Source organism: Salirhabdus euzebyi, from assembly GCF_014207435.1.
Taxonomy (GTDB): Bacteria; Bacillota; Bacilli; order Bacillales; family Alkalibacillaceae; genus Salirhabdus; species Salirhabdus euzebyi.
Genome location: NZ_JACHGH010000008.1, coordinates 153,257 through 173,827, shown reverse-complemented (window position 1 = coordinate 173,827; position 20,571 = coordinate 153,257). Strand labels below are relative to the sequence as shown.

At 35.9% G+C, this 20,571-nt stretch carries 22 protein-coding genes; 19 read left to right on the top strand and 3 right to left on the bottom strand.

Translation table 11 applies throughout. The annotated features are described in order from the left end of the window. Positions 1-160: 160 nt before the first annotated feature. The 17 genes from HNQ94_RS14070 (at position 161) to HNQ94_RS13995 (ending at position 17,321) form a co-directional block, all read left to right on the top strand. Complete coding sequence (locus HNQ94_RS14070; RefSeq protein ID WP_174494565.1) at positions 161-1,303, top strand: cysteine desulfurase family protein; 1,143 nt, start codon at positions 161-163, stop codon at positions 1,301-1,303. A gap of 14 nt (positions 1,304-1,317) precedes the next feature. Next, a complete protein-coding gene (mnmA, locus tag HNQ94_RS14065) occupies positions 1,318-2,433 on the top strand; it encodes a tRNA 2-thiouridine(34) synthase MnmA (RefSeq protein WP_174494566.1) in 1,116 nt (371 codons plus the stop codon). 101 nt (positions 2,434-2,534) lie between these two features. Beyond that, the gene (locus tag HNQ94_RS14060) at positions 2,535-3,200 is read left to right on the top strand and encodes a tetratricopeptide repeat protein (RefSeq protein ID WP_174494567.1); all 666 of its coding nucleotides are present in this window, start codon (positions 2,535-2,537) and stop codon (positions 3,198-3,200) included. A gap of 29 nt (positions 3,201-3,229) precedes the next feature. Further along, positions 3,230-5,551, top strand: a complete 2,322-nt coding sequence (recD2, locus tag HNQ94_RS14055) for an SF1B family DNA helicase RecD2 (protein ID WP_311771633.1) — start codon at positions 3,230-3,232, stop codon at positions 5,549-5,551. 128 nt (positions 5,552-5,679) lie between these two features. Further along, positions 5,680-5,868 (top strand): YrzR-like zinc ribbon domain, encoded by a 189-nt coding sequence (locus HNQ94_RS14050; protein WP_174494568.1) that lies wholly within the window; start codon positions 5,680-5,682, stop codon positions 5,866-5,868. Further along, on the top strand, positions 5,862-6,044 hold the full coding sequence (locus HNQ94_RS19890) for a DUF3918 family protein (RefSeq protein ID WP_512700771.1): 183 nt from the start codon (positions 5,862-5,864) through the stop codon (positions 6,042-6,044). The genes HNQ94_RS14050 and HNQ94_RS19890 overlap by 7 nt, the downstream gene beginning before the upstream one ends. Before the next feature lie 169 nt (positions 6,045-6,213). After that, complete coding sequence (locus tag HNQ94_RS14045) at positions 6,214-7,290, top strand: AI-2E family transporter (protein ID WP_174494569.1); 1,077 nt, start codon at positions 6,214-6,216, stop codon at positions 7,288-7,290. Positions 7,291-7,719: 429 nt separating this feature from the next. Then, the gene (gene alaS, locus HNQ94_RS14040) at positions 7,720-10,353 is read left to right on the top strand and encodes an alanine--tRNA ligase (RefSeq protein WP_174494570.1); all 2,634 of its coding nucleotides are present in this window, start codon (positions 7,720-7,722) and stop codon (positions 10,351-10,353) included. A gap of 53 nt (positions 10,354-10,406) precedes the next feature. Next, positions 10,407-10,676: an IreB family regulatory phosphoprotein gene (locus HNQ94_RS14035; RefSeq protein WP_174494571.1), complete on the top strand. Its 270-nt coding sequence runs from the start codon at positions 10,407-10,409 to the stop codon at positions 10,674-10,676. Next, positions 10,673-11,086 carry a Holliday junction resolvase RuvX gene (ruvX, locus tag HNQ94_RS14030; protein ID WP_174494572.1) on the top strand — a complete coding sequence of 138 codons (414 nt, stop codon included), beginning with the start codon at positions 10,673-10,675 and terminating at the stop codon, positions 11,084-11,086. The genes HNQ94_RS14035 and ruvX overlap by 4 nt, the downstream gene beginning before the upstream one ends. A 13-nt stretch (positions 11,087-11,099) precedes the next feature. Continuing rightward, the gene (locus HNQ94_RS14025) at positions 11,100-11,390 is read left to right on the top strand and encodes a DUF1292 domain-containing protein (RefSeq protein WP_174494573.1); all 291 of its coding nucleotides are present in this window, start codon (positions 11,100-11,102) and stop codon (positions 11,388-11,390) included. A gap of 738 nt (positions 11,391-12,128) precedes the next feature. Continuing rightward, positions 12,129-13,265 carry an endolytic transglycosylase MltG gene (gene mltG / locus HNQ94_RS14020; protein WP_174494574.1) on the top strand — a complete coding sequence of 379 codons (1,137 nt, stop codon included), beginning with the start codon at positions 12,129-12,131 and terminating at the stop codon, positions 13,263-13,265. 113 nt (positions 13,266-13,378) lie between these two features. Next, positions 13,379-14,017 carry an O-methyltransferase gene (locus tag HNQ94_RS14015; RefSeq protein WP_174494575.1) on the top strand — a complete coding sequence of 213 codons (639 nt, stop codon included), beginning with the start codon at positions 13,379-13,381 and terminating at the stop codon, positions 14,015-14,017. 5 nt (positions 14,018-14,022) lie between these two features. Then, positions 14,023-14,175, top strand: a complete 153-nt coding sequence (locus HNQ94_RS14010) for a hypothetical protein (RefSeq protein WP_174494576.1) — start codon at positions 14,023-14,025, stop codon at positions 14,173-14,175. 2 nt (positions 14,176-14,177) lie between these two features. Further along, complete coding sequence (udk, locus tag HNQ94_RS14005; RefSeq protein WP_174494577.1) at positions 14,178-14,813, top strand: uridine kinase; 636 nt, start codon at positions 14,178-14,180, stop codon at positions 14,811-14,813. 216 nt (positions 14,814-15,029) lie between these two features. Beyond that, positions 15,030-15,506 carry a transcription elongation factor GreA gene (greA, locus tag HNQ94_RS14000; protein ID WP_174494578.1) on the top strand — a complete coding sequence of 159 codons (477 nt, stop codon included), beginning with the start codon at positions 15,030-15,032 and terminating at the stop codon, positions 15,504-15,506. A gap of 84 nt (positions 15,507-15,590) precedes the next feature. Continuing rightward, the gene (locus HNQ94_RS13995; RefSeq protein ID WP_174494579.1) at positions 15,591-17,321 is read left to right on the top strand and encodes a peptidoglycan D,D-transpeptidase FtsI family protein; all 1,731 of its coding nucleotides are present in this window, start codon (positions 15,591-15,593) and stop codon (positions 17,319-17,321) included. On the opposite strand, the gene HNQ94_RS13990 is transcribed toward HNQ94_RS13995, so the two are convergent. Then, positions 17,318-17,563 carry a KTSC domain-containing protein gene (locus HNQ94_RS13990; protein ID WP_174494580.1) on the bottom strand — a complete coding sequence of 82 codons (246 nt, stop codon included), beginning with the start codon at positions 17,561-17,563 and terminating at the stop codon, positions 17,318-17,320. The two genes, HNQ94_RS13995 and HNQ94_RS13990, sit on opposite strands and share 4 nt — an antisense overlap. Positions 17,564-17,802: 239 nt before the next feature. On the opposite strand from HNQ94_RS13990, the gene HNQ94_RS13985 reads away from it, so the two are divergent. Beyond that, positions 17,803-18,525: a YrrS family protein gene (locus HNQ94_RS13985; RefSeq protein WP_174494581.1), complete on the top strand. Its 723-nt coding sequence runs from the start codon at positions 17,803-17,805 to the stop codon at positions 18,523-18,525. Positions 18,526-18,532: 7 nt separating this feature from the next. After that, positions 18,533-19,225: a 5'-methylthioadenosine/S-adenosylhomocysteine nucleosidase gene (mtnN, locus tag HNQ94_RS13980; RefSeq protein WP_174494582.1), complete on the top strand. Its 693-nt coding sequence runs from the start codon at positions 18,533-18,535 to the stop codon at positions 19,223-19,225. An 89-nt stretch (positions 19,226-19,314) separates the two neighbouring features. Here the strand turns inward: mtnN and HNQ94_RS13975 are convergent, their stop codons facing one another. Both HNQ94_RS13975 and sigK read right to left on the bottom strand, forming a co-directional pair. Further along, positions 19,315-19,494: a sporulation protein YjcZ gene (locus HNQ94_RS13975; protein ID WP_174494583.1), complete on the bottom strand. Its 180-nt coding sequence runs from the start codon at positions 19,492-19,494 to the stop codon at positions 19,315-19,317. Positions 19,495-19,596: 102 nt separating this feature from the next. Next, a complete protein-coding gene (sigK, locus tag HNQ94_RS13970) occupies positions 19,597-20,268 on the bottom strand; it encodes an RNA polymerase sporulation sigma factor SigK (protein ID WP_246199917.1) in 672 nt (223 codons plus the stop codon). Positions 20,269-20,571 lie beyond the last annotated feature (303 nt).

Here is a 20,571-nt window from a genome sequence, read left to right as displayed (position 1 = left end):
CTGTGCGAGTGAGGAGGCTCAGCGCGAGCCCGTGGAAAGCGTAGTGTATTTCCGTAGCGGCTGGAATTAAAGTTCAATGGTTACGTCGCATTTTCTATCGACTGTGACCTATGTAAATACAATTATATGAATAGAGCATATATAAAAAGAAGGTGAGTTTATGAAATCTATATATTTAGATCACGCAGCTACCACTCCGATGCACCCTGAAGTAATACAGGCTATGATACCTGTGATGGAAGGTACATTTGGAAACCCATCTAGTATCCACCACTTTGGAAGACAAGCTAGAAAATTATTAGATGAAGCTCGCCATCTCATTGCGAATAGTATACATGCGAAAGAAAAGGAAATTGTCTTTACTAGTGGAGGGACCGAAGCTGATAATGCAGCACTAATCGGTATTGCAAAGAAAAATAGACACATAGGTAGGCATATTATTACGACAGAAGCGGAACATCATGCTACACTACGTACGGCAGAATACTTAGAGAAAGAAGGGTATGATGTCACGTATTTGCCTGTTAATGAATCTGGTCGTATATCTATAGTAGATTTGCAAAATAGCCTACGAGACGATACAATCCTTGTTTCTATTATGTATGTTAATAATGAGACGGGTGTTATACAACCTATTGAAGAAATTGGTGCGGTGTTAAAAGAGCATCAAGCGTATTTTCACACAGATGCCGTTCAAGCCTTTGGTGCACTTCCAATTGATGTTGATGCCTTAGGAGTTGATTTACTAAGTGCTTCTGCGCATAAAATCTATGGACCAAAGGGTATTGGCTTTTTATATATTCGGGACAACGTCCAAATAGAAGCAATTCAACACGGTGGCGAACAAGAAAGAAAACGAAGAGCCGGAACAGAAAATACAGCAGCTGTTGTGGGATTTCAAAAGGCAGTTGACCTAGTGAAAAAAGAAGGTCAAATTAGAAATAAAGAATATAGGGCATTGAAAGAACTATTTATACAAACATTAAAGAAAAGAAATATTGATTTTGAGATCAATGGTGATGAACAATTTACCGTTTCTTCAATCGTAAATATTAGTTTCCCTGGTACAAATGTTGAAAGTTTGCTCACGAATTTTGATTTGTCAGGGATTGCAGCATCTAGTGGTTCAGCTTGTACGGCTGGTTCCATTGATCCTTCACACGTGTTATCAGCGATGTATAACCGTGAAGATGAACGCACCAAAAATTCCATTCGATTTAGCTTTGGAATTGCAAATAATGAAGAAAATGTGAAGGAAAGTGCTGAACAAGTAGCACAAATTGTAAAAAGGCTTACTTCCTAAAGGTGGTGACAGAAGTGACGAAAGCACCTCAAGATACGAGAGTTGTCGTTGGGATGTCTGGAGGAGTTGATTCCTCTGTTTCAGCGTTACTATTAAAAGAGCAAGGTTATGATGTTGTTGGTATTTTTATGAAAAACTGGGACGATACGGACGAAAATGGATTTTGTACAGCAACGGAAGATTTTGAAGATGTTGTACGAGTATGTAACCAGTTAGATATTCCTTATTATTCCGTTAATTTCGAAAAAGAGTATTGGAACAAAGTGTTCACTTATTTCTTGGATGAATATAAGGCGGGACGAACACCAAATCCAGATGTTATGTGTAATAAAGAAATAAAATTTAAAGCATTTTTAGATCACGCTATGTCCCTTGGTGCAGATTATTTAGCAACAGGACACTATGCAAGAGTTCAACAAAACGGTGAGCATTTTGAAATGCTTCGTGGTGTGGATGATAATAAAGATCAAACGTATTTTCTTAACCAATTATCTCAAGACGTTTTATCAAAAGTTATTTTTCCTTTAGGAGCATATACGAAGAAAGAAATTAGAGAAATTGCGATGAAACATAACTTAGCAACAGCAACTAAAAAAGATAGTACAGGTATTTGTTTTATTGGAGAGAGAAATTTTAAGGAATTCTTAAGTGAGTATTTACCTGCTCAACCAGGAAATATGAAGACATTGACTGGTGAAGTAAAAGGAACTCACGACGGTTTAATGTATTACACAATTGGCCAAAGGCATGGTTTAGGTATAGGCGGTGCTGGTGATCCGTGGTTTGTAGTTGGTAAAAATCTGAAGGATAATGTTTTGTTTGTTGGACAGGGATATGACAATGAAAACTTACATTCTGATGCACTAGAGGCAACTGATTTAAATTGGATCATACCGGTGGATTTGTCGACATCATTTACGTGTACAGCTAAATTCCGCTATCGTCAGAACGACAGCAAAGTTACCGTTTACCCATTGGACAATGGGGATGTACGTGTAGAATTTGATCAATCGGAACGTGCCATAACACCTGGCCAAGCTGTTGTCTTTTATAAAGAAGACATCTGCTTAGGTGGAGGTACGATTGACAAAGTGTTGAAAAATGATAAGTATATTCAACACTTAGCTTAAGACGAAAAATAAAAAAGATGATAACTTAGGGGTCAGAACGCAGAAGGTGCTTTATTTTGTGTGTCTGGCCCTACCTTATGGTTAAATGGAGGCGTATAGGGATGAGTAAAGTAAAGCAAGGTATCGAACACATGAAGGAACAAAACTATGAGCAAGCTGCAAAATGTTTTACTGAAGCAATCGAAGAAAACCCGAAAGATCCAGTAGGATATATCAATTTTGGAAATCTACTTCTTCATTTAAATGATTTGGAACGATCTCTCGTATTTTTTGAAAGAGCTATTGAGGTGGATGACCAAGCAGCCGCAGCATACTATGGACTTGGAAATAACTACTTTGAACAAGGAAACTATCAAGAGGCTCAAATAAACTTTGAACAAGCCATTAAAATGGGTTTGTCGAATAGCGATGTTTATTTTATGTTAGGTATGACATTTGTTCATCAAGAAAAATCGAAGTTTGCCCTTCCTTATTTACAGCATGCTGTTGAATTGGATGGAGATGATGTTGATGCATTATTTCAATATGGTTTAGCTTTAGCACAAACGGAACAAGTGGAATTAGCTATGGAAACATTAAAAAAAGTGATAAAATTACATCATAGTCATAGTGACGCTCATTATAATTTAGGCGTATGCTACTTGTATAAGGATGATGCAAATCAGGCATTGTTCCATTTTAAAGAAGCAATGACCATTCAGCCTGACCACTTACTTGCAGCAAACGGGAAAGCTAAGGTTGAAGAGGCATTGAAAGAGCAAGATTGAACGGACAATTAAGTAAAGGAGCATTATCCATGGCAATGGAACAACAAACAAACATAGAAGAAAAGGGATTTGTGAAAGGTCATTTTGTTCGCTTAATATATCACAATGCTGAAGAGAAATTTTCCATTGCCCTTGTACATATTGTTGAGACAAATGAAGAAGTGAATGATAAAGAAATTGTGATTAAGGGATATTTTCCGCCTTTAGACCAAGAGCAGGAATATGTCTTTTATGGAACAATCCAACAGCATGCTAAATTTGGAAAGCAATATAGTGTGTATACATATAGAAAAGAGTTACCAAAAACAAAAGATAGTCTAGTTCGTTATTTATCCAGCGACATTTTCTATGGGATCGGTAAGAAATCGGCAGAGAAGATGGTTGAAACCTTAGGGGAAAATGCGATAGATAAAATTCTTAAAGATGAAAATGTATTACAAGATGTTCCAAGTTTTCCAAAAAATAAGATTCAAAGCTTTGTTCAAACCTTAAGGGAAAATCAAGGTTTTGAACGGGTAGTAATGGGACTTGCCGAGTATGGAATTGGACTACAGTTAACACAAAAAATATATGATAAATATTATGATCAAGCATTAACGTTGATTGAGGAAAATCCGTATCAATTTGTTTTTGAAATTGAAGGATTTGGTTTTAGGAAAGCAGATGATATAGCAAAATCAGTAGGGATAGCTAGTGACCATCCTACACGAATTCAAGCTGGATGTATGCATGTGTTAAATCGACACGCTCAGTTTGGACACGTCTTTGAATATTTTACTACATTATCAGATGAAGTCCGAAAACTGTTAAATGAGTATGAGCAGACCATTACAAATGAAACCGTCATGGAGAAAATAAAAGAACTTGCAGAAGAAGACTATTTAAAAGTAGAAGATGACCGTGTTTATTTACCTTCTCTTTATTTTTCAGAGGAAGGGTTTAGCTCTCAGTTAAAAAGAATAGTTGATATTCCGTTAACGAATGAATATTCCCAAGCAGAAATTATGAAAGTGCTCGGAGAAATTGAAGAAGAAGAGGAAATGAGTTATGGTACCGAGCAATTCGATGCTATAGCACAAGCACTCAACTCGAAAGCAATGATATTAACAGGAGGCCCTGGCACAGGGAAAACAACTGTTATTAAAGGGATATTAGGGGCCTATGAACGATTGAACAAAGGGAAACCTGGGGCAGAAGACGAAAAATCCCCGTTTATTTTGGCGGCTCCAACAGGGAGAGCAGCAAAAAGGATGGCTGAGGCAACCGGTAAAAAGGCACAAACAATTCACCGTTTACTAGGTTGGTCTGGAACAGAAGAATTTGAATTTAACCAATCCCATCAATTGCAAGGGGAATTGGTTATTATAGATGAGTTTTCTATGGTTGATATTTGGCTAGCAAATCAGCTATTTAGAGCGATACCGAGTAATGCACAAGTCATTCTAGTTGGTGATGAAGATCAGTTGCCTTCTGTTGGCCCTGGACAAGTATTATCTGACTTGTTAGCTTCCAATAAGATTCCTGTCTGTCAGCTTACGGATATATATCGGCAAAAGGAAGGCTCCCGTATTATTGAACTAGCCCATGAAATTAAAAATAATCAATGTGATGAGCAATCGTTAAAAAAAGGGGACGATTTTTCTTTTATAAAGTCTCCTGAACATCAAGTAGTTCCCATTATTCAAGATGTGATTAAGAAGGCAATGGAAAAGGGTTATGGAATGAAGGATATTCAAGTGTTAGCACCGATGTATCGCTCGAGTACTGGAATTACGAAATTAAATGAAGCTATACAGGAGTTAGTAAACCCTCCAACTAGTCAAAGAAGATCGATTAAGTTTAATGATGTTTTTTTCCGTACAGGTGACAAAGTAATTCAACTAGTTAACCAACCAGAAAAAGGTGTCTATAATGGGGATATTGGGGAGTTAGTTGCTATTTTAAAAGCAGAAGAAACAGAAGACAATGTAGAACAAATAGTTGTAAATTTTGACGGCAAAGAAGTAGTTTATGTACGCTCTGAACTACAACAACTTATGCATGCATACTGTATTTCTATCCATAAGTCTCAAGGAAGTGAATTTTCTATTGTTATCATCCCCGTATTACCTGTTTTTCGACGGATGTTAAAGAAGAATTTGCTATATACTGCAATCACAAGAAGTAAACAGTCACTCATTATTTGTGGTCATCAACAGGCATTTTTTGAAGGTGTAAAAACAGAGGACCAAAATGTGCGAAATACGACATTACCCCAGCGCCTTGAATGGATGTTTAATGAAAAAAGTGTACATCCTAAATCGGAAATAGGTGAGGAAGAGGAAGAACTTACACCTTATGATTTTATGTAATTAGTAAAAATTAATACTGTTCATATGTTTTGCATATGGCAAACCATTGGGTTTACAGGTATAGTTTGGCAACTCTTTGGGAATAATGGTGCTATAAAATTACCGTTAGAAGGAGTTGCCAAAACAACATGAATTGTCCAAATTGTCACGGATCTAATTTAGGAAAGATAGGTCATCAACAATTTTATTGTTGGAATTGTTTAATTGAGCTGTCTGTTATGAATGGAAAAATTAATGTAAATGAAGTAGAAGAAGACGGATCTCTATCCTCTCTTGATGATTTGTTCAATGAAGAAGACCTAACAGCCCAGTGGTAAATCATTTGTGGGTGGTGAGTTTTTTGAATCGACGTATAAGATCCCTGTTATCCGTTGGAATCGGAATAGGAACTTACATGCTTGCAAGAAAAAGACGAAATGGAACTATGGGAAATATGTTCTCAAACCGTATGATTAGAAGGTTTGGTAGGAAAATATCCAAGACATTTTCATAAATTAGGGAGCAGCTTAAATAGCTGCTCTTTTTTTCATAAGGAGAGTATATCTAGTATGCAAAGTAGAACCCTAGATATAGGAATGGATAAAGATAAAGCAAGTGTCAAAAAATAGAAAGAGTTCAAACTAGTGGAAGCTATTTCTTCCAGTGAGGAGGAAAAAGAAGAGATGACAGAAAAACAGAAAAAGTTATTGTATTGGCTAGTAATTGGGCTTCTTGCATCTATTTTATTTTATTTATTGTTACAAACTCTTCCCTTTTATCAGGTTATTTTTTCTTTCATCTTCACGATCTTAACGCCTTTACTTATTTCAGCATTTATCGCCTATTTGTTATTCCCTTTAGTGGAGGGATTGAATCACCATTTCTTACCTAGGTGGGCAGCCATATTAAGTTTATACATCATCATTTTCGGCGGAATAGCCTTTGGCATTTATAAAGCTTATCCTGTTTTTGTCCGTCAGTTAAAGGAATTGATTGAGAATATTCCACACTTAATGGATACGTACCAAGCATGGACATATAATTTATATGTTCAAACTTCTCATTTTCCAGAAGAAATTCATGACAAAATGGATCAAGCCTTTTTGTCTCTAGAAGAAAGTTTGTTAGAACTACTTACTAGTGTCGTGTATTCACTGACACGCATTTCTGATATTTTTGTTATTGCTGCAGTTATTCCAATACTTGTCTTTTACTTGTTAAAGGATTTTCCTAAGATTAAGGCAGCACTTATTTCGGTTGTCCCGACGAAAAAAGGCCGTGTACAAAAATTTTTGAAAGATATCGATCAAAGTTTAGGTGGTTATTTAAGAGGACAATTACTCGTTTGCCTTTTTGTAGCTATCATTTCGTCTATATTACTTTGGCTTATTCATATGAAATATCCACTATTATTAGGTACCTTTATGGGCTTAACAAATATCATTCCTTATTTTGGTCCCATATTAGGTGCAGTACCAGCTGTTATAATCGCATTTACCATTTCGGCTAACAAAGTTCTATATGTCATCATTGTTGTGTTAGTCGTACAGCTTATTGAAGGAAATTTACTGTCTCCTTTTATTGTAGGAAAGACATTACATGTTCACCCTGTACTTATTATATTTGCTTTATTAATTGGTGCAGAGGCTTTTGGCATCATCGGAATGATATTGGCTGTTCCGGTACTTACTATTATTAAGGTGATATTGGAACCGACGAAAATAATACAAAAGGTAAAACAAGCGTGGGCTCATAAGTAACCACAAAACGTAAATATTGACATTTAGATTATTGTTTTCTATAATATCGGCATACTAAGTTAAACGGAAATACGATGATGGAACAAGTACATGACAGACCATCTAATTGGAATACGTTAGCGTAATCCATTGCAGAGAATAGTTCCCATAGGCTGTAAGGAACTTTAGATGAAGGGTCGTGGAATGCTAGTCCTGAGTGCGGCTAATCCCCGCCGGTTTACGCACCGTTACAGCGTCCTAAGGTGATGGATTCTTATCCATAATCAGGGTGGTACCGCGGAGTTAACTCCCGTCCCTGCAATTATTGCAGAGGCGGGAGTTTTTTGTTTTTTACTCGCTAGTTAGTCTGTAGCGGAAAATCAACACCCATGTTTTATAGAGCTTTAAAATTATATAACGAAATGCTATACAACTAGGAGGTTTATAAAAATGACGGTTTTAAAATCAGCTGAAGTAAGACAAATGTTTTTAGATTTCTTTAAAGAAAAAGGACATAGCGTGGAACCTAGTGCTTCTCTTGTTCCAAAAGATGATCCTACATTACTATGGATTAACAGTGGGGTAGCAACATTAAAGAAATATTTTGATGGAAGTGTTGTTCCTGCAAATCCACGGATTTGTAATGCTCAAAAATCCATCCGTACAAATGATATTGAAAATGTAGGTAAAACCGCTCGACATCATACGTTCTTTGAAATGTTAGGTAACTTTTCCATTGGGGATTATTTTAAAGAAGAATCGATTAAATGGGCTTGGGAGTTTTTGACGAGTCCAAACTGGATTGGCTTTGATCCAGAACGTTTATCTGTTACTGTACACCCAGAAGACCAAGAAGCATACGACATTTGGTTAAAGGAAATCAAGCTTCCAGAAGAGCGCATTATTCGACTGGAAGAAAACTTCTGGGATATTGGAGAAGGGCCAAGTGGACCAAATTCAGAAATCTTTTATGACCGTGGCAGTGACTATGGCGATGATCCAAATGACCCTGAGCTTTATCCAGGTGGGGAAAATGAACGATACTTAGAAATTTGGAACCTAGTGTTCTCCCAATTTAATCATAATCCTGATGATACTTACACACCATTACCACAACAAAATATTGATACTGGTATGGGATTAGAAAGAATGGTATCTGTTATTCAAGATACAAAGACGAATTTTGAAACGGATTTATTTATGCCGATTATTGAGCATACTTCACAAATTGCAGGGATTAAATATGGTGAGCATATTGAAAATGATGTAGCTTTTAAGGTAATAGCAGATCACATTCGTACTGTTACTTTCGCTGTAGGAGATGGAGCTTTACCTTCCAACGAAGGAAGAGGCTATGTATTACGTCGTCTACTACGTCGCGCAGTTAGATATGCAAAACAATTAGGAATTGAAAAGCCATTCATGTACGAACTAGTTCCAGTTGTTGCTGATATTATGGCTGATTTTTATGGTGAAGTAAAAGAAAAACAGGCATTTATTGCAAATGTAATTAAGACGGAAGAAGAAAGATTCCATGAAACGTTGAATGACGGATTAGGAATATTAAAAGAAGTATTGGAACAAGAAAAAGCAAAAGGAAGCTCCATATTCCCTGGTAAAGAAGTGTTTAGACTTTATGATACGTATGGATTCCCGAAAGAACTGACAGAGGAATACGTAGAAGAAGCTGGTTTTACGATAGACGAACAAGAGTTTGAAAAGGAAATGGCAGCACAACGTAAGCGTGCCCGTGAAGCTAGACAAAAAGTAGAATCCATGAAAGTTCAAAGTGGTGTGCTACGTGATATTACCGTGGATAGTGAATTTATTGGTTATGAACAATTAAATACTTCCACTACTGTTGTAGAAATCGTCAAAGACGATAATATAGTGAGGGAAGCTTCAGAAGGTGATGAAGTTTATTTATTCCTTGATAAAACACCTTTCTATGCGGAGAGTGGGGGACAAATTGCTGATAAAGGGATATTGAAGGCACAAGGGGCAACATTAATAGTAGAGAATGTTCAGAAGGCTCCGAATGGCCAACATTTACATTATGCAATCGTTAAAGAAGGAACAGTTAAAAAAGGCGATCAAGTTGGGGCAAATGTAGATAGAGACTCAAGAGCTCATACTATTAAAAACCATACAGCTACACATTTATTACATCAGGCGTTAAAAGATGTTCTAGGTGAACATGTAAATCAGGCGGGTTCCCTTGTAGCTCCAGATCGCTTGCGATTTGATTTCTCTCATTTTGGTTCGATAAGTGAAGAGGAGCTAAGTCAAATTGAAAAGACGGTAAATGAAAAAATTTGGGGTACTATTCCAGTAACAACAGAGCATAAGTCCTTTGATGAAGCAAAAAATATGGGAGCAATGGCTCTTTTTGGAGAAAAGTATGGGGATGTAGTAAGAGTTGTCTCAGTAGGGGAATATAGTATAGAGCTTTGTGGTGGTTGTCATGTGGCTAATACAGCGGAAATAGGTATTTTCAAAATAGTATCAGAATCAGGTATTGGTGCAGGTACTAGGAGAATTGAAGCATTAACAGGTAAAGGTGCATACGAGTGGATGCAAAATAGAGAAGCTTTGTTGCAAAAAACAGGTACAATATTAAAAACTCATACGGATCAAATACCAGAACGTATTGAAGGACTTTATTCAGAAATGAAAGAATTAATGCGTGAAAATGAATCATTAAAGTCTAAACTTTCTAATGTAGAAGCAAAAGGCATACTTGACCGTGTAGAAAACATTAACGGTGTGAATGTTTTAGCTGCTAAAGTTGATGTTTCAGATATGAACGCATTACGTAACATGGTGGATGAAATGAAGCAAAAATTAGAATCAGGAATTATTCTTTTAGGCGCAGTTGCAGACGGGAAGGTTCAATTAGCTGCAGGGGTTTCAAAGGATTTAATTGATAAAGGATACCATGCTGGGAAATTAATTAAAGAAGCTGCTACAATTTGTGGCGGAGGCGGCGGTGGCCGACCAGACATGGCTCAAGCAGGCGGAAAAAATCCAGCAAAAGTGGAAGAAGCTATTTCTTTTGCTAAACAATATGCACAAAGCATTTAAAACATATATAATGAAGTAAATGAAATTCTTTCCAAAAAGGGGTGTCACACGCCATGGCTAATGATCATACTATGAAGTTTAATTTCTCGGATGAACAGCTAGAGCATAATGTTAATGACATATTATTAACAGTGCACATAGCATTACAAGAAAAAGGCTACAACCCAATTAATCAAATTGTTGGATATTTACTATCAGGGGATCCAGCGTATATCCCTCGTCATAAGGACGCACGAAATCTAATTAGAAAAATTGAGCGGGATGAATTAATTGAAGAACTTGTGAAATTCTACTTAGAGAAGCATAATGAGGGTAAGAAATGAAAATATTAGGCTTAGATGTTGGTGAAAGGACAATTGGTGTAGCTGTTAGTGATGACCTAGGTTGGACAGCCCAAGGTATTAAAACAATCAAATGGAAAGAACAATTTGATACCATTAAAGAAGAGTTGCACCAATTAATTGTCGAACACCGAATTGAAAAGTTTGTAGTAGGACTTCCGAAAAACATGAATGGTACAATCGGCGAAAGAGGAAAGGCTTGTGAAAGGTTTGCCCTTAAATTGGAGGAGGCTTTTCAGTTACCGGTTGATTTATGGGATGAAAGGCTAACAACAATGGCTGCGGAAAGGGTCTTACTTACAGCAGATATGAGTCGTGCCAAAAGAAAGAAAGTAATTGATAAAATGGCAGCGATGATGATCTTACAAAGTTACTTAGACGCAAAACAATAAGGAGGATTTACCTATGTCTCTAGAAGAAAAAGAACGCATTATTATCCCTGACGAATCAGGAGAAGAGCATTTATTCGAAGTCTTATTTACATTTGATGTAGATGAAACAGAAAATTCTTACATGGTAGTTGTACCAGTTGATCAATCAGAAGCTGAGGAGCAAGAAGTTTTTGCGTTCCGTTTTGAAGAGCCAGATGGTAAAGAGGATGATTTGACGCTTTACCAAATTGAGTCTGAAGAAGAGTGGGACATGGTAGAAGAAATGCTTGCTACATTTGCAGGCGATGAAGATGAGGAAGCATAATATATCTTGAATTAACAAGCTCTTTGTCGTTTCAAACGGCAAAGAGCTTTTTGTTTGTAAAGACACTTTTCGTATAGAAGATTTCTTTAAACTACGCCATAACTATAGCTTTGGATTTTGATGAGTGCATACGACCGCTTCGGCAGAATACTTCGCTTTCCACGGGCACGGCCTCAGCCTCCTCGCGGAAAACCACCGCTGCGGGGTCTTCAGACACGTGCTATCCCGTAGGAGTCTGCGTATTCTGCCTACGCTAAGATTGACTTTCTGATTCAAGGATAGTGGTAAACCATATAGGCATGTTAGATAATTCTTGCTTATCACTATGACTTGATTTTTAACTTTCTTTTTCCCAATTCATCCGTACAGTAAAGATAAGCACATACTAAGGAAGGAAATACACGTAGACTCCTGCGGGACAGCGAAGACGTTTAGACCCCACAGCGAGCGTTCTGTGCGAGTGAGGAGGCTCAGCGCGAGCCCTAAGGTGCGTGTAGTGTGTTTCTGTAGCGGTTGGATTTGCACATATCAAGTTACGTCGCATTTTCTATCTACTGTGTAAAAACATCAGTCTTTTAGAAAACGGCATGAACAATTTAGGAAAACTGACTAGAGCTTCTAGCTAGGGTGAATCAGTAGCTTCTTTCATCAAAACTAGTAAAGGAACTTTTTTGTCAAATTAATAGAAAATGTCCCAATTTTTATAGTATAATATACCGGATGAAAGGAGGAGACCTGATGTCTACTTCGAAAAAAGACGATAAATATAACGAAAAACTACGAGAAAAGTATAAAGAAGCAAGAACAGTAAGAAAAATTGTTATCATAGTTCTATCAATGATTATTATTGCTATGATTGCCACAGGAGTATCGGGTTATTTTTATATTAAAAACGCCCTCCAACCTGTTGATCCTAATAGCGATGAGGTAACAAATGTGGAAATACCTCTAGGTTCATCTGTAACAACAATTGCAGAATCGCTTGAGGAAAATGGAATTATTCATAATAGTGATGTTTTTCGGTACTATGTAAAATTCAAAAATGAATCAGGTTTCCAGGCTGGAAGCTATGACTTTACACCTGCGATGACGTTAGATGAAATTATTGAATCACTAAAGACAGGAAAAATCTTAGAAGAAGCAATTTTTACTGTTACCATTCCAGAAGGCAAAACAATAGAGCAAATTGCTAACATTTATGCTAATCATGTTTCGTCTATTACAGAAGAGGAATTTTTGGAAAAAGTGAATGATAGAGCATATATTGATTCTCTTATCGATCTTTATCCAACAATTTTAAGTGATGAAATACTAAACGAGGACATTATTACACCTTTAGAGGGTTACTTGTTTGCTGCAACATATGACTTTTACAAAGAGGATCCAACAGTAGAAGAAATTGTGAATACGATGTTAATGAAAACAGAGGAAGTAGTTGTTCAATATACGGAGCAATTTGAAGCATATGGTTATTCTATGCACGAGGCTATTACTTTGGCGTCCCTTGTCGAAAATGAAGCAAGAACTCTAGAGGATAGACAGATGATCCAAGGTGTGTTTAATAATAGACTTGAAACCGGTATGCCCCTTCAAACAGACCCAACTGTTCTTTATGCTCATGGATGGCTAGGTGAACCGGTGGATCGTGTTTATTTTAAGGATTTAGAAATAGATTCACCATATAATACGTATAAGTATGCCGGAATACCTATTGGACCGATATCTAACTTCGGACAAAACTCTTTACAGGCTGTTGCTGAACCAATTGAGAGCAATTATTTCTATTTCCTAGCTGCTACTGCAGATGGAAAGATACACTACTCTGAGACACTTGCAGAGCATGAAAGAAAGATTGATCAATATATTCAAAATTAAATGAAATTTAACACTAAGTAGGGAATGCGAAAAAGATTCGCATTCCCTACTTTTATTATGATAAAATATGATGGTTGTAAATGTGATTATGTTCCCATAGGAGGGACTTTAAAATGAACGAAACTATTAATTCCTATTTGATATCGCTACTAAATGAAAAGAATGATTTTACATTAGAAATGGAGCAGTATGCCGCACTTCATAATGTTCCCATTATGGAACCACTAGGAATAGAATTTTTAAAACAATTAATACGAATCCAAAAACCGAAGCGTGTACTTGAAATTGGTGCAGCAATTGGCTATTCTGCTATCCGAATCGCAGAAACTTTACCTGATTTATCGGTTGTATCAGTAGAACGTGATATAAATAGATATGAGCAAGCAAAAAAATTTATTGAACAATCCGGTTTAGAAAATCGGATAACAGTAATATATGGAGATGCCTTAGAAGTGTCAGAACAACTAGGAGAAAAAGGACCTTACGATTTCCTATTTATAGATGCTGCAAAAGGCCAATATAAACGATTTTTTGAATTATATACTAAGTATTTGATTGATGGTGGTACGATTATCACCGATAACGTTTTATTTAAAGGGATAGTAGCAGATGAAGAATTGACGGAGAGTACTCGTTTGAAAAAGCTTGGAAAAAAAATTCATTCCTATAATGAATGGTTAACAGATCATCCAGAGTATCATACGACTATCATTCCTCTAGGGGATGGAATAGCTATAACAGTAAAGAGTTGAGCTGGATGAAAAAACCGGTAATTTTAGTCAACCCAACTTCTGTTGAAATTGAATTTTTCGGCCCAGAAACAGAAATTAATGGTTTCAAACAAACTGTTAGAACGAGAGTGAATCAACCAGTTTTTCCACATAATATGATGCGAAGGGAGCTTACTTAGGCATGGCAGATAAACCAATAGTAATAGGTGTAGCAGGAGGAACGGGTTCAGGTAAAACGACCGTTACACGTTCTATTTGTGAGCAATTCACTGATAAAACAATATTAATGATAGAACAAGACTCCTATTATAAAGACCAAGCACACCTACCATATGAGGAACGTTTAAAAACAAATTATGATCATCCGTTAGCATTTGATAATGATTTACTAATTGAACATTTACATGGTTTGTTAAACAGAAAAAATGTTGAAAAACCAGTATATAATTATAAACTCCATACAAGGTCAGATGAGGTCATTGATGTAGAACCAAAGGACGTTATTATATTGGAGGGCATTCTTGTATTAGAGGATGAACGATTGCGAAATTTAATGGATATAAAAGTTTTTGTTGATACCGATGCTGATTTACGTATTATTCGACGACTTATGCGAGACATTAATGAAAGAGGTAGAACAATTGAATCGGTTATTGAACAATATGTTAATGTCGTTAGGCCAATGCACTTGCAATTTGTTGAACCGACGAAAAGGTATGCGAACATTATCATTCCTGAAGGTGGAGAAAACTTAGTAGCCATCGACTTGATGACGACAAAAATTAGGAGTATATTAGAGGAACGTTCTCTTACCTAATTAGAAAAAATTGGTTTGTTACTAACTGGAAAATTTGGTTAGTATAAAAAAGTGTTGAAAATTATTGGGATTTCTGCCATAGTAAATGTTAGCAGTTATAGAAATGTTTAGTAATGGCAAAGTATAAATAAATCAAAGTGTTGAGCGCACACATATGTGCTGCTCATTTTTATATTCTATTTCACTTTGAATGGTAATGAAGGAGTGTTTTCTGTTATGGCTGTTGAAAAGAGCTATTATATGACCGTAGAAGGCAAAGAAAAATTAGAAAAAGAATTACATCATCTAAAAACAGAGAAGCGTCAGGAAGTTGTAGAAAGAATTAAAATCGCTCGTGGTTTTGGTGACCTTTCTGAAAACTCGGAATACGATGCTGCTAAAGATGAACAAGCTTTTGTGGAATCAAGAATTGCACAGCTTGAAAATATGATTAGAAATGCTGTTATCATTGAGAATGATACAGCTAATCAGAACGTAGTACAATTAGGTAAATCCGTTACTTTCCAAGAGCTTCCTGATGGTGATGAAGAGACATATACAATTGTAGGTAGTGCAGAAGCTGATCCATTTGAAGGAAAGATTTCTAACGATTCTCCTATGGCTAAAAGTTTATTAGGTCATGAAATCGGAGAGCAAGTGGTTGTTGCTACCCCTGGTGGCGACATTAACGTAAAAATTTTAAAGGTTGAATAAATAGTCAAAAAAGGAGTGAATATTTTCACTCCTTTTTTGTTTGGGAATTTCCTGTTGTGGTGACACTGTAGATGGGTGAAAACAATGAAAAAGAGAAAAAGAATATACTTCCTACTTTTTTTAACAACGATTTGGTTTGGCATCTTACTATACAAATTAGTGGATATTCAACTCATCTCCACTAAGAGCTATGGGCCTATAAATGTAGATTTATTAGAGAATAGTGTAGAACAACGATCTCATCAAATGCTTCTATCAAGCGGTCGAGGGACTATTTTGGACAGAAATGGTGAAGTTTTAACTAGTAAAGCTAGCTATGATATCGTGGTATCTCCTACTAGCGAAGGACAACAAGTAGGGAAACGGGTTTCGCAAATACTTAACTTATCAGCGAATAAATTAGAAAAACTAATAAAAAATCTTGACAAACCTACGTACTTATCAGAATTATTGACTATAGAAATAGATCAAAATCAATATGAACAGCTTAAGGAACTAGACAAAGAAGGTTTTTACGCTGTTGAAAGATCCAAATATGAGGACCCTATCATTGCTCAGCATTTGCTAGGTATAGTTCGTGACAACCCAAGTTTATATAAGGACCGCTATGGACAAGAGAACCTTTTAAATAAATCGATGCCAGTGGGAATTTCGGGGCTAGAAAAAGCGTTTGATTCTTTTTTGATTTCTAAAGAACAAGAAAAGCTTTTATTTCACGTTGATGCAAAAGGGCAGCCTATGTTTGGCTTTGACTTGCTTTTTTCAGGCTATGATAATGATTTTTATCCACTAAAAATCAAAACAACTATTGATTCCGTATTACAAATGAAAGCAGAAAATCTAATGGATGACTATAAAATGCAAAAAGGTGGTCTTGTTCTTTTAGATATTCAATCAAGAGATCTGTTAGCAATGGTTAGTCGGCCTACTATAAATAAGGAAAATCCATACATGCAAAATAGTGTAGAAAATCAAATGCTCACAAGACATTTTCCTGGATCTGTATTCAAAACGGTTGTAGCAGCTGCAGCTATTGAACAAAATGTTATTGATACGCAAAGAATGTTCAATTGTTCTGTTAAAATTCATGGAGATGAACCAGATCCTCGTGATCTAGGTGAATTGAACTTTGCAGAAAGCTTTGCACAAAGCTGTAACCGTACTTTTGCTGTATTAGGTACAGAACTGCTAGCGGAAGATGAAAAGCTATTCGATCAATATGCAGATAAATTGGGTTTAATTGGTCATGCAGGCTGGACGGGGGACATATTTAAGTATGATGCCTTTAAACAGTTTCCTGAAGAGCAAAAAGGTGTTATTTGGGGAGAAGAAAGCCACCGTTCTGACCAAAACTTTATTCGACAAACTTCAATTGGCCAAAAAGATGTAAAAGTTACCCCACTAGCGGTTGCCAATATGATGGCAACAATCGCTAATAATGGTATCAAAAAGGAAGTTAGGGTAGCTGAAAGAATTTTATACAATAACGGTGCTACCATGGCTGCGTTTTCCCAGGAAGAGGATAGTACCAATCAGATAACACCAAAAACAGCCACAAGACTTAGGGAACTTATGCAGCTTGTGACTGAGGTGGGGACAGGGAAATATTTAAATGGGCTTTCTATAGCAGGGAAATCAGGTACTGCTGAAACTGGTAATAACCAGTTCAATAATTATTGGTTTGCAGGATTCTTTCCTTATGAAAATCCGAAATATGCGATGGTAGTTGTAGATATAGAACAATCAGCACCTTCATCTAATATATATAACGTTTATCGGGAAATGGTTAAATATATTTATGAAAAGGAAAATTAAACGGATAATGTCAACTCATTATCATGTATATTGTATGGAAAACGTTCCTTGAATTCTGTAATTAGATTATCTTTATCAATAGAAATAATTAAACCAAAAACATCTTTTTGTTCAATATTAAAAAATTCTATAACTTTACCATCATTACAAAAAATATAAAGCTTTTTCGTTGCTTTATCGTATCCAATCTCATCAAACAAATCAATATTCCATAGTTTTTGATTGAATGAAGTTTTTTTCATAAAGATCCCCCTTTTTCTCAATGACATATTAGATATATATGCTAGAACTCCTTCCTATATGTCAAAACTAGTAAAGATTTGACATAATAAATTGAAAATCGACGTAAGAAAAATGCTTTTTCATGAGTATAATTATGGTAAGCTAGTTTTATTAAGGGGTTGTTTTATTAACCATAATTTTTTCTAATTGGTTAGATTTAACAAGCATAGTATAATAGCAAAAAAGGGGAGGAATGATGGTGTCAAATTCTTTTTTTGATGAACAATCACGGGTTAATAAATTTGAAAAAAGAAGAAAAAATACGAAATGGATTAATACATTTATTGTATTAGGGTGTCTACTTGGTATTTACTTAGCGTTTACAGTTTTTTTTAACGATGATGATCAAAAAGCTAGTGTAACAAAAGAGGAAGAAAACGATCAGGAACTAAGTTCTAATGATGAATCAGTAGATACAGAGTCACCAGATGATAATGCTGAAGAAGACAGTAGCGATGACGCTCCAAATGATGATTCTTCTTCCACTGAAAATAGTAATTCAAATAATGATAATAATAATAAAAATGACGATACCACACAAGAAACTAGTTCAGATGAGAATGTTTCAGAAGTAATTGTGAAAAGTTGGGAGCCTATAGGTACTGAACAGGATGAGCCACACGTAACGACATATGAAGAAGAAACAGTTGATTGGGAAGAAATGTGGTCAGCTGCTAGGTATGCAACCGGCTTATCAGAAGGTGACACGATTAGATGGTGGGTTACGAATGGTGGAGACCCCCAAAAGGTTGTAACAACTATTACGAACAAGGCCCAAACAGAAATATATAGAGTGTATATACAATGGGTGAGCGAACAAGGATGGCAACCAACAAAGGTGGAAGTACTAAAAGAAAATGACCAAGCTGACCGTTTTAAAGACGACACGGAAGAGGAAGCTGAAGAACAACAAGAGGAGTGAGTAAGTTGTGATTGTAGGGATAATCGGAGCAATGGATGAAGAAATTGAACTACTAAAATCTAAGATAGAAGTTAAGAGCGAGGAAGAAATAGCAGGTTGTCTCTTCATAAAGGGAGCTTTAGAAGGTAAAGAAGTGGTCTTATTAAAATCAGGCATCGGAAAAGTGAATGCCTCTATGTCCACTACTATTTTGCATGAACGGTATAAACCAGATTATGTAATTAATACGGGATCTGCTGGTGGATTTGCAAAAGAACTTAATGTTGGTGATGTCGTTATTTCTGATAAAATTGTTCATCATGATGTTGATGTAACAGCTTTTGATTATGATTACGGACAAGTCCCCAATTTACCTACATATTTTGAGGCAAACGAAGAACTTATTTCCCTGGCAATAAACGCTTCAAATGAAATGCAGGAAATTCAGACGAAAGTAGGATTAATTGGGACTGGAGACTCCTTTATGCAAGATGCAGAAAGAGTTAATTTTGTTCGTGGGAAATTTCCCAACTTACAAGCTGCAGAAATGGAAGCTGCTTCTGTTGCACAAGTATGCCATCACTATAAAACGCCTTTTGTCATTATTAGATCCTTATCAGATATAGCCGGAAAAGAGTCGTCTGTATCCTTTGACAAGTACTTAGAAAAGGCTGCAAAAAATGCAGCTACCTTAATAATGAAAGTAGTAAGTAACTTATAAAATTAAAAAGGGAAAACCCATGTTTTACTCGAAAGTAAAACATGGGTTTTGTGCATAAATGGCTTACCATTTATTTTTTTACCATCCATTTACATATAGTTAAGATAATAATATCCACCAAATACAAGTAAAAGGATGAGCAAGACTACTGCAAGAGCTAGCCAATAGCCTCCATAGTTATAGCCACCATATCCACCGACTCCGTAAGGCTGATAATAACCTGGTCCATATGGGTAATTTCCATAAGGAGTAAAGCCATCATAATACAACCTTGATCACCTCACTTGTAGGGCTTTGCTATATAATATGCAAAAAGAAGTGAGGTGTTTAGGACATAGTCCTAACAATTATAGTTATTTGTTTATTTTTTGTTATTTGCCACTTGCATTTCTTTTTTCACGGTGAAAGGCGTGAAAAATTTTCATGAGAGCACGCTTTTCGATTCTAGATACATAACTTCTGGATATTCCTAGTTTTTTTGCAATTTCTCGTTGTGTTAACTCCTTTACATTCCCAATTCCGTAACGTTTCATAATCACTTCTTTTTCCCTTTCATCTAAAACATTAAGAAATTCATGGACTTTTTCTATTTCCATATTTGTTTGGATATGTTCTACAATATCTGGGTTTTCGGTTTTTAATATATCCATTAATGAAATTTCATTGCCTTCCTTATCTTGCCCAATCGGATCGTGCAAAGACACGTCTTTTCTCGTTTTCTTTAAGGAACGTAAAAACATTAATATTTCATTTTCAATACATCTGGCTGCATACGTTGCTAATTTTGTTCCTTTATTAGGTGAGTAACTTTCGATTCCTTTAATAAGCCCAACAGTTCCGATTGAAATTAAGTCCTCTTGGTCCTCTCGAGTATTTTCATATTTTTTTACAATGTGGGCTACTAATCTTAAGTTATGCTCGATTAACATATTACGAGCATGCTCATCTCCCTCTTGCATAAGCTTTAAGTACTTTGCTTCCTCCTCAGGATTTAATGGTTGGGGGAAAGCATTATTTTTAATATAGGAGGCAAAAAAGAACATTTCTTTTATAAAATATGCAATTGTCTGTAATATGCTGAACAAAAAAGACACCTCCACTAAGCTTTTAGGCAATAGCCTATATAGGTAACTTATGAGGAGGTTTTCTAATTTGTGTCTGTCCAAGTGGAAAAGTTTCCGTTTAATTTAACAGAATAAGATTGCCCGCCTTTATTTTTTCCGAAATATTGGACAGATAAAAGAAATGAATATTTTGAGAGCTGTTTTTTAAAAAAATGCGTTGTCTTTAAACGGAATTTACCTTCATTAAAAAAATACGTTGGCTAGATGGTAATTTACGCTCTC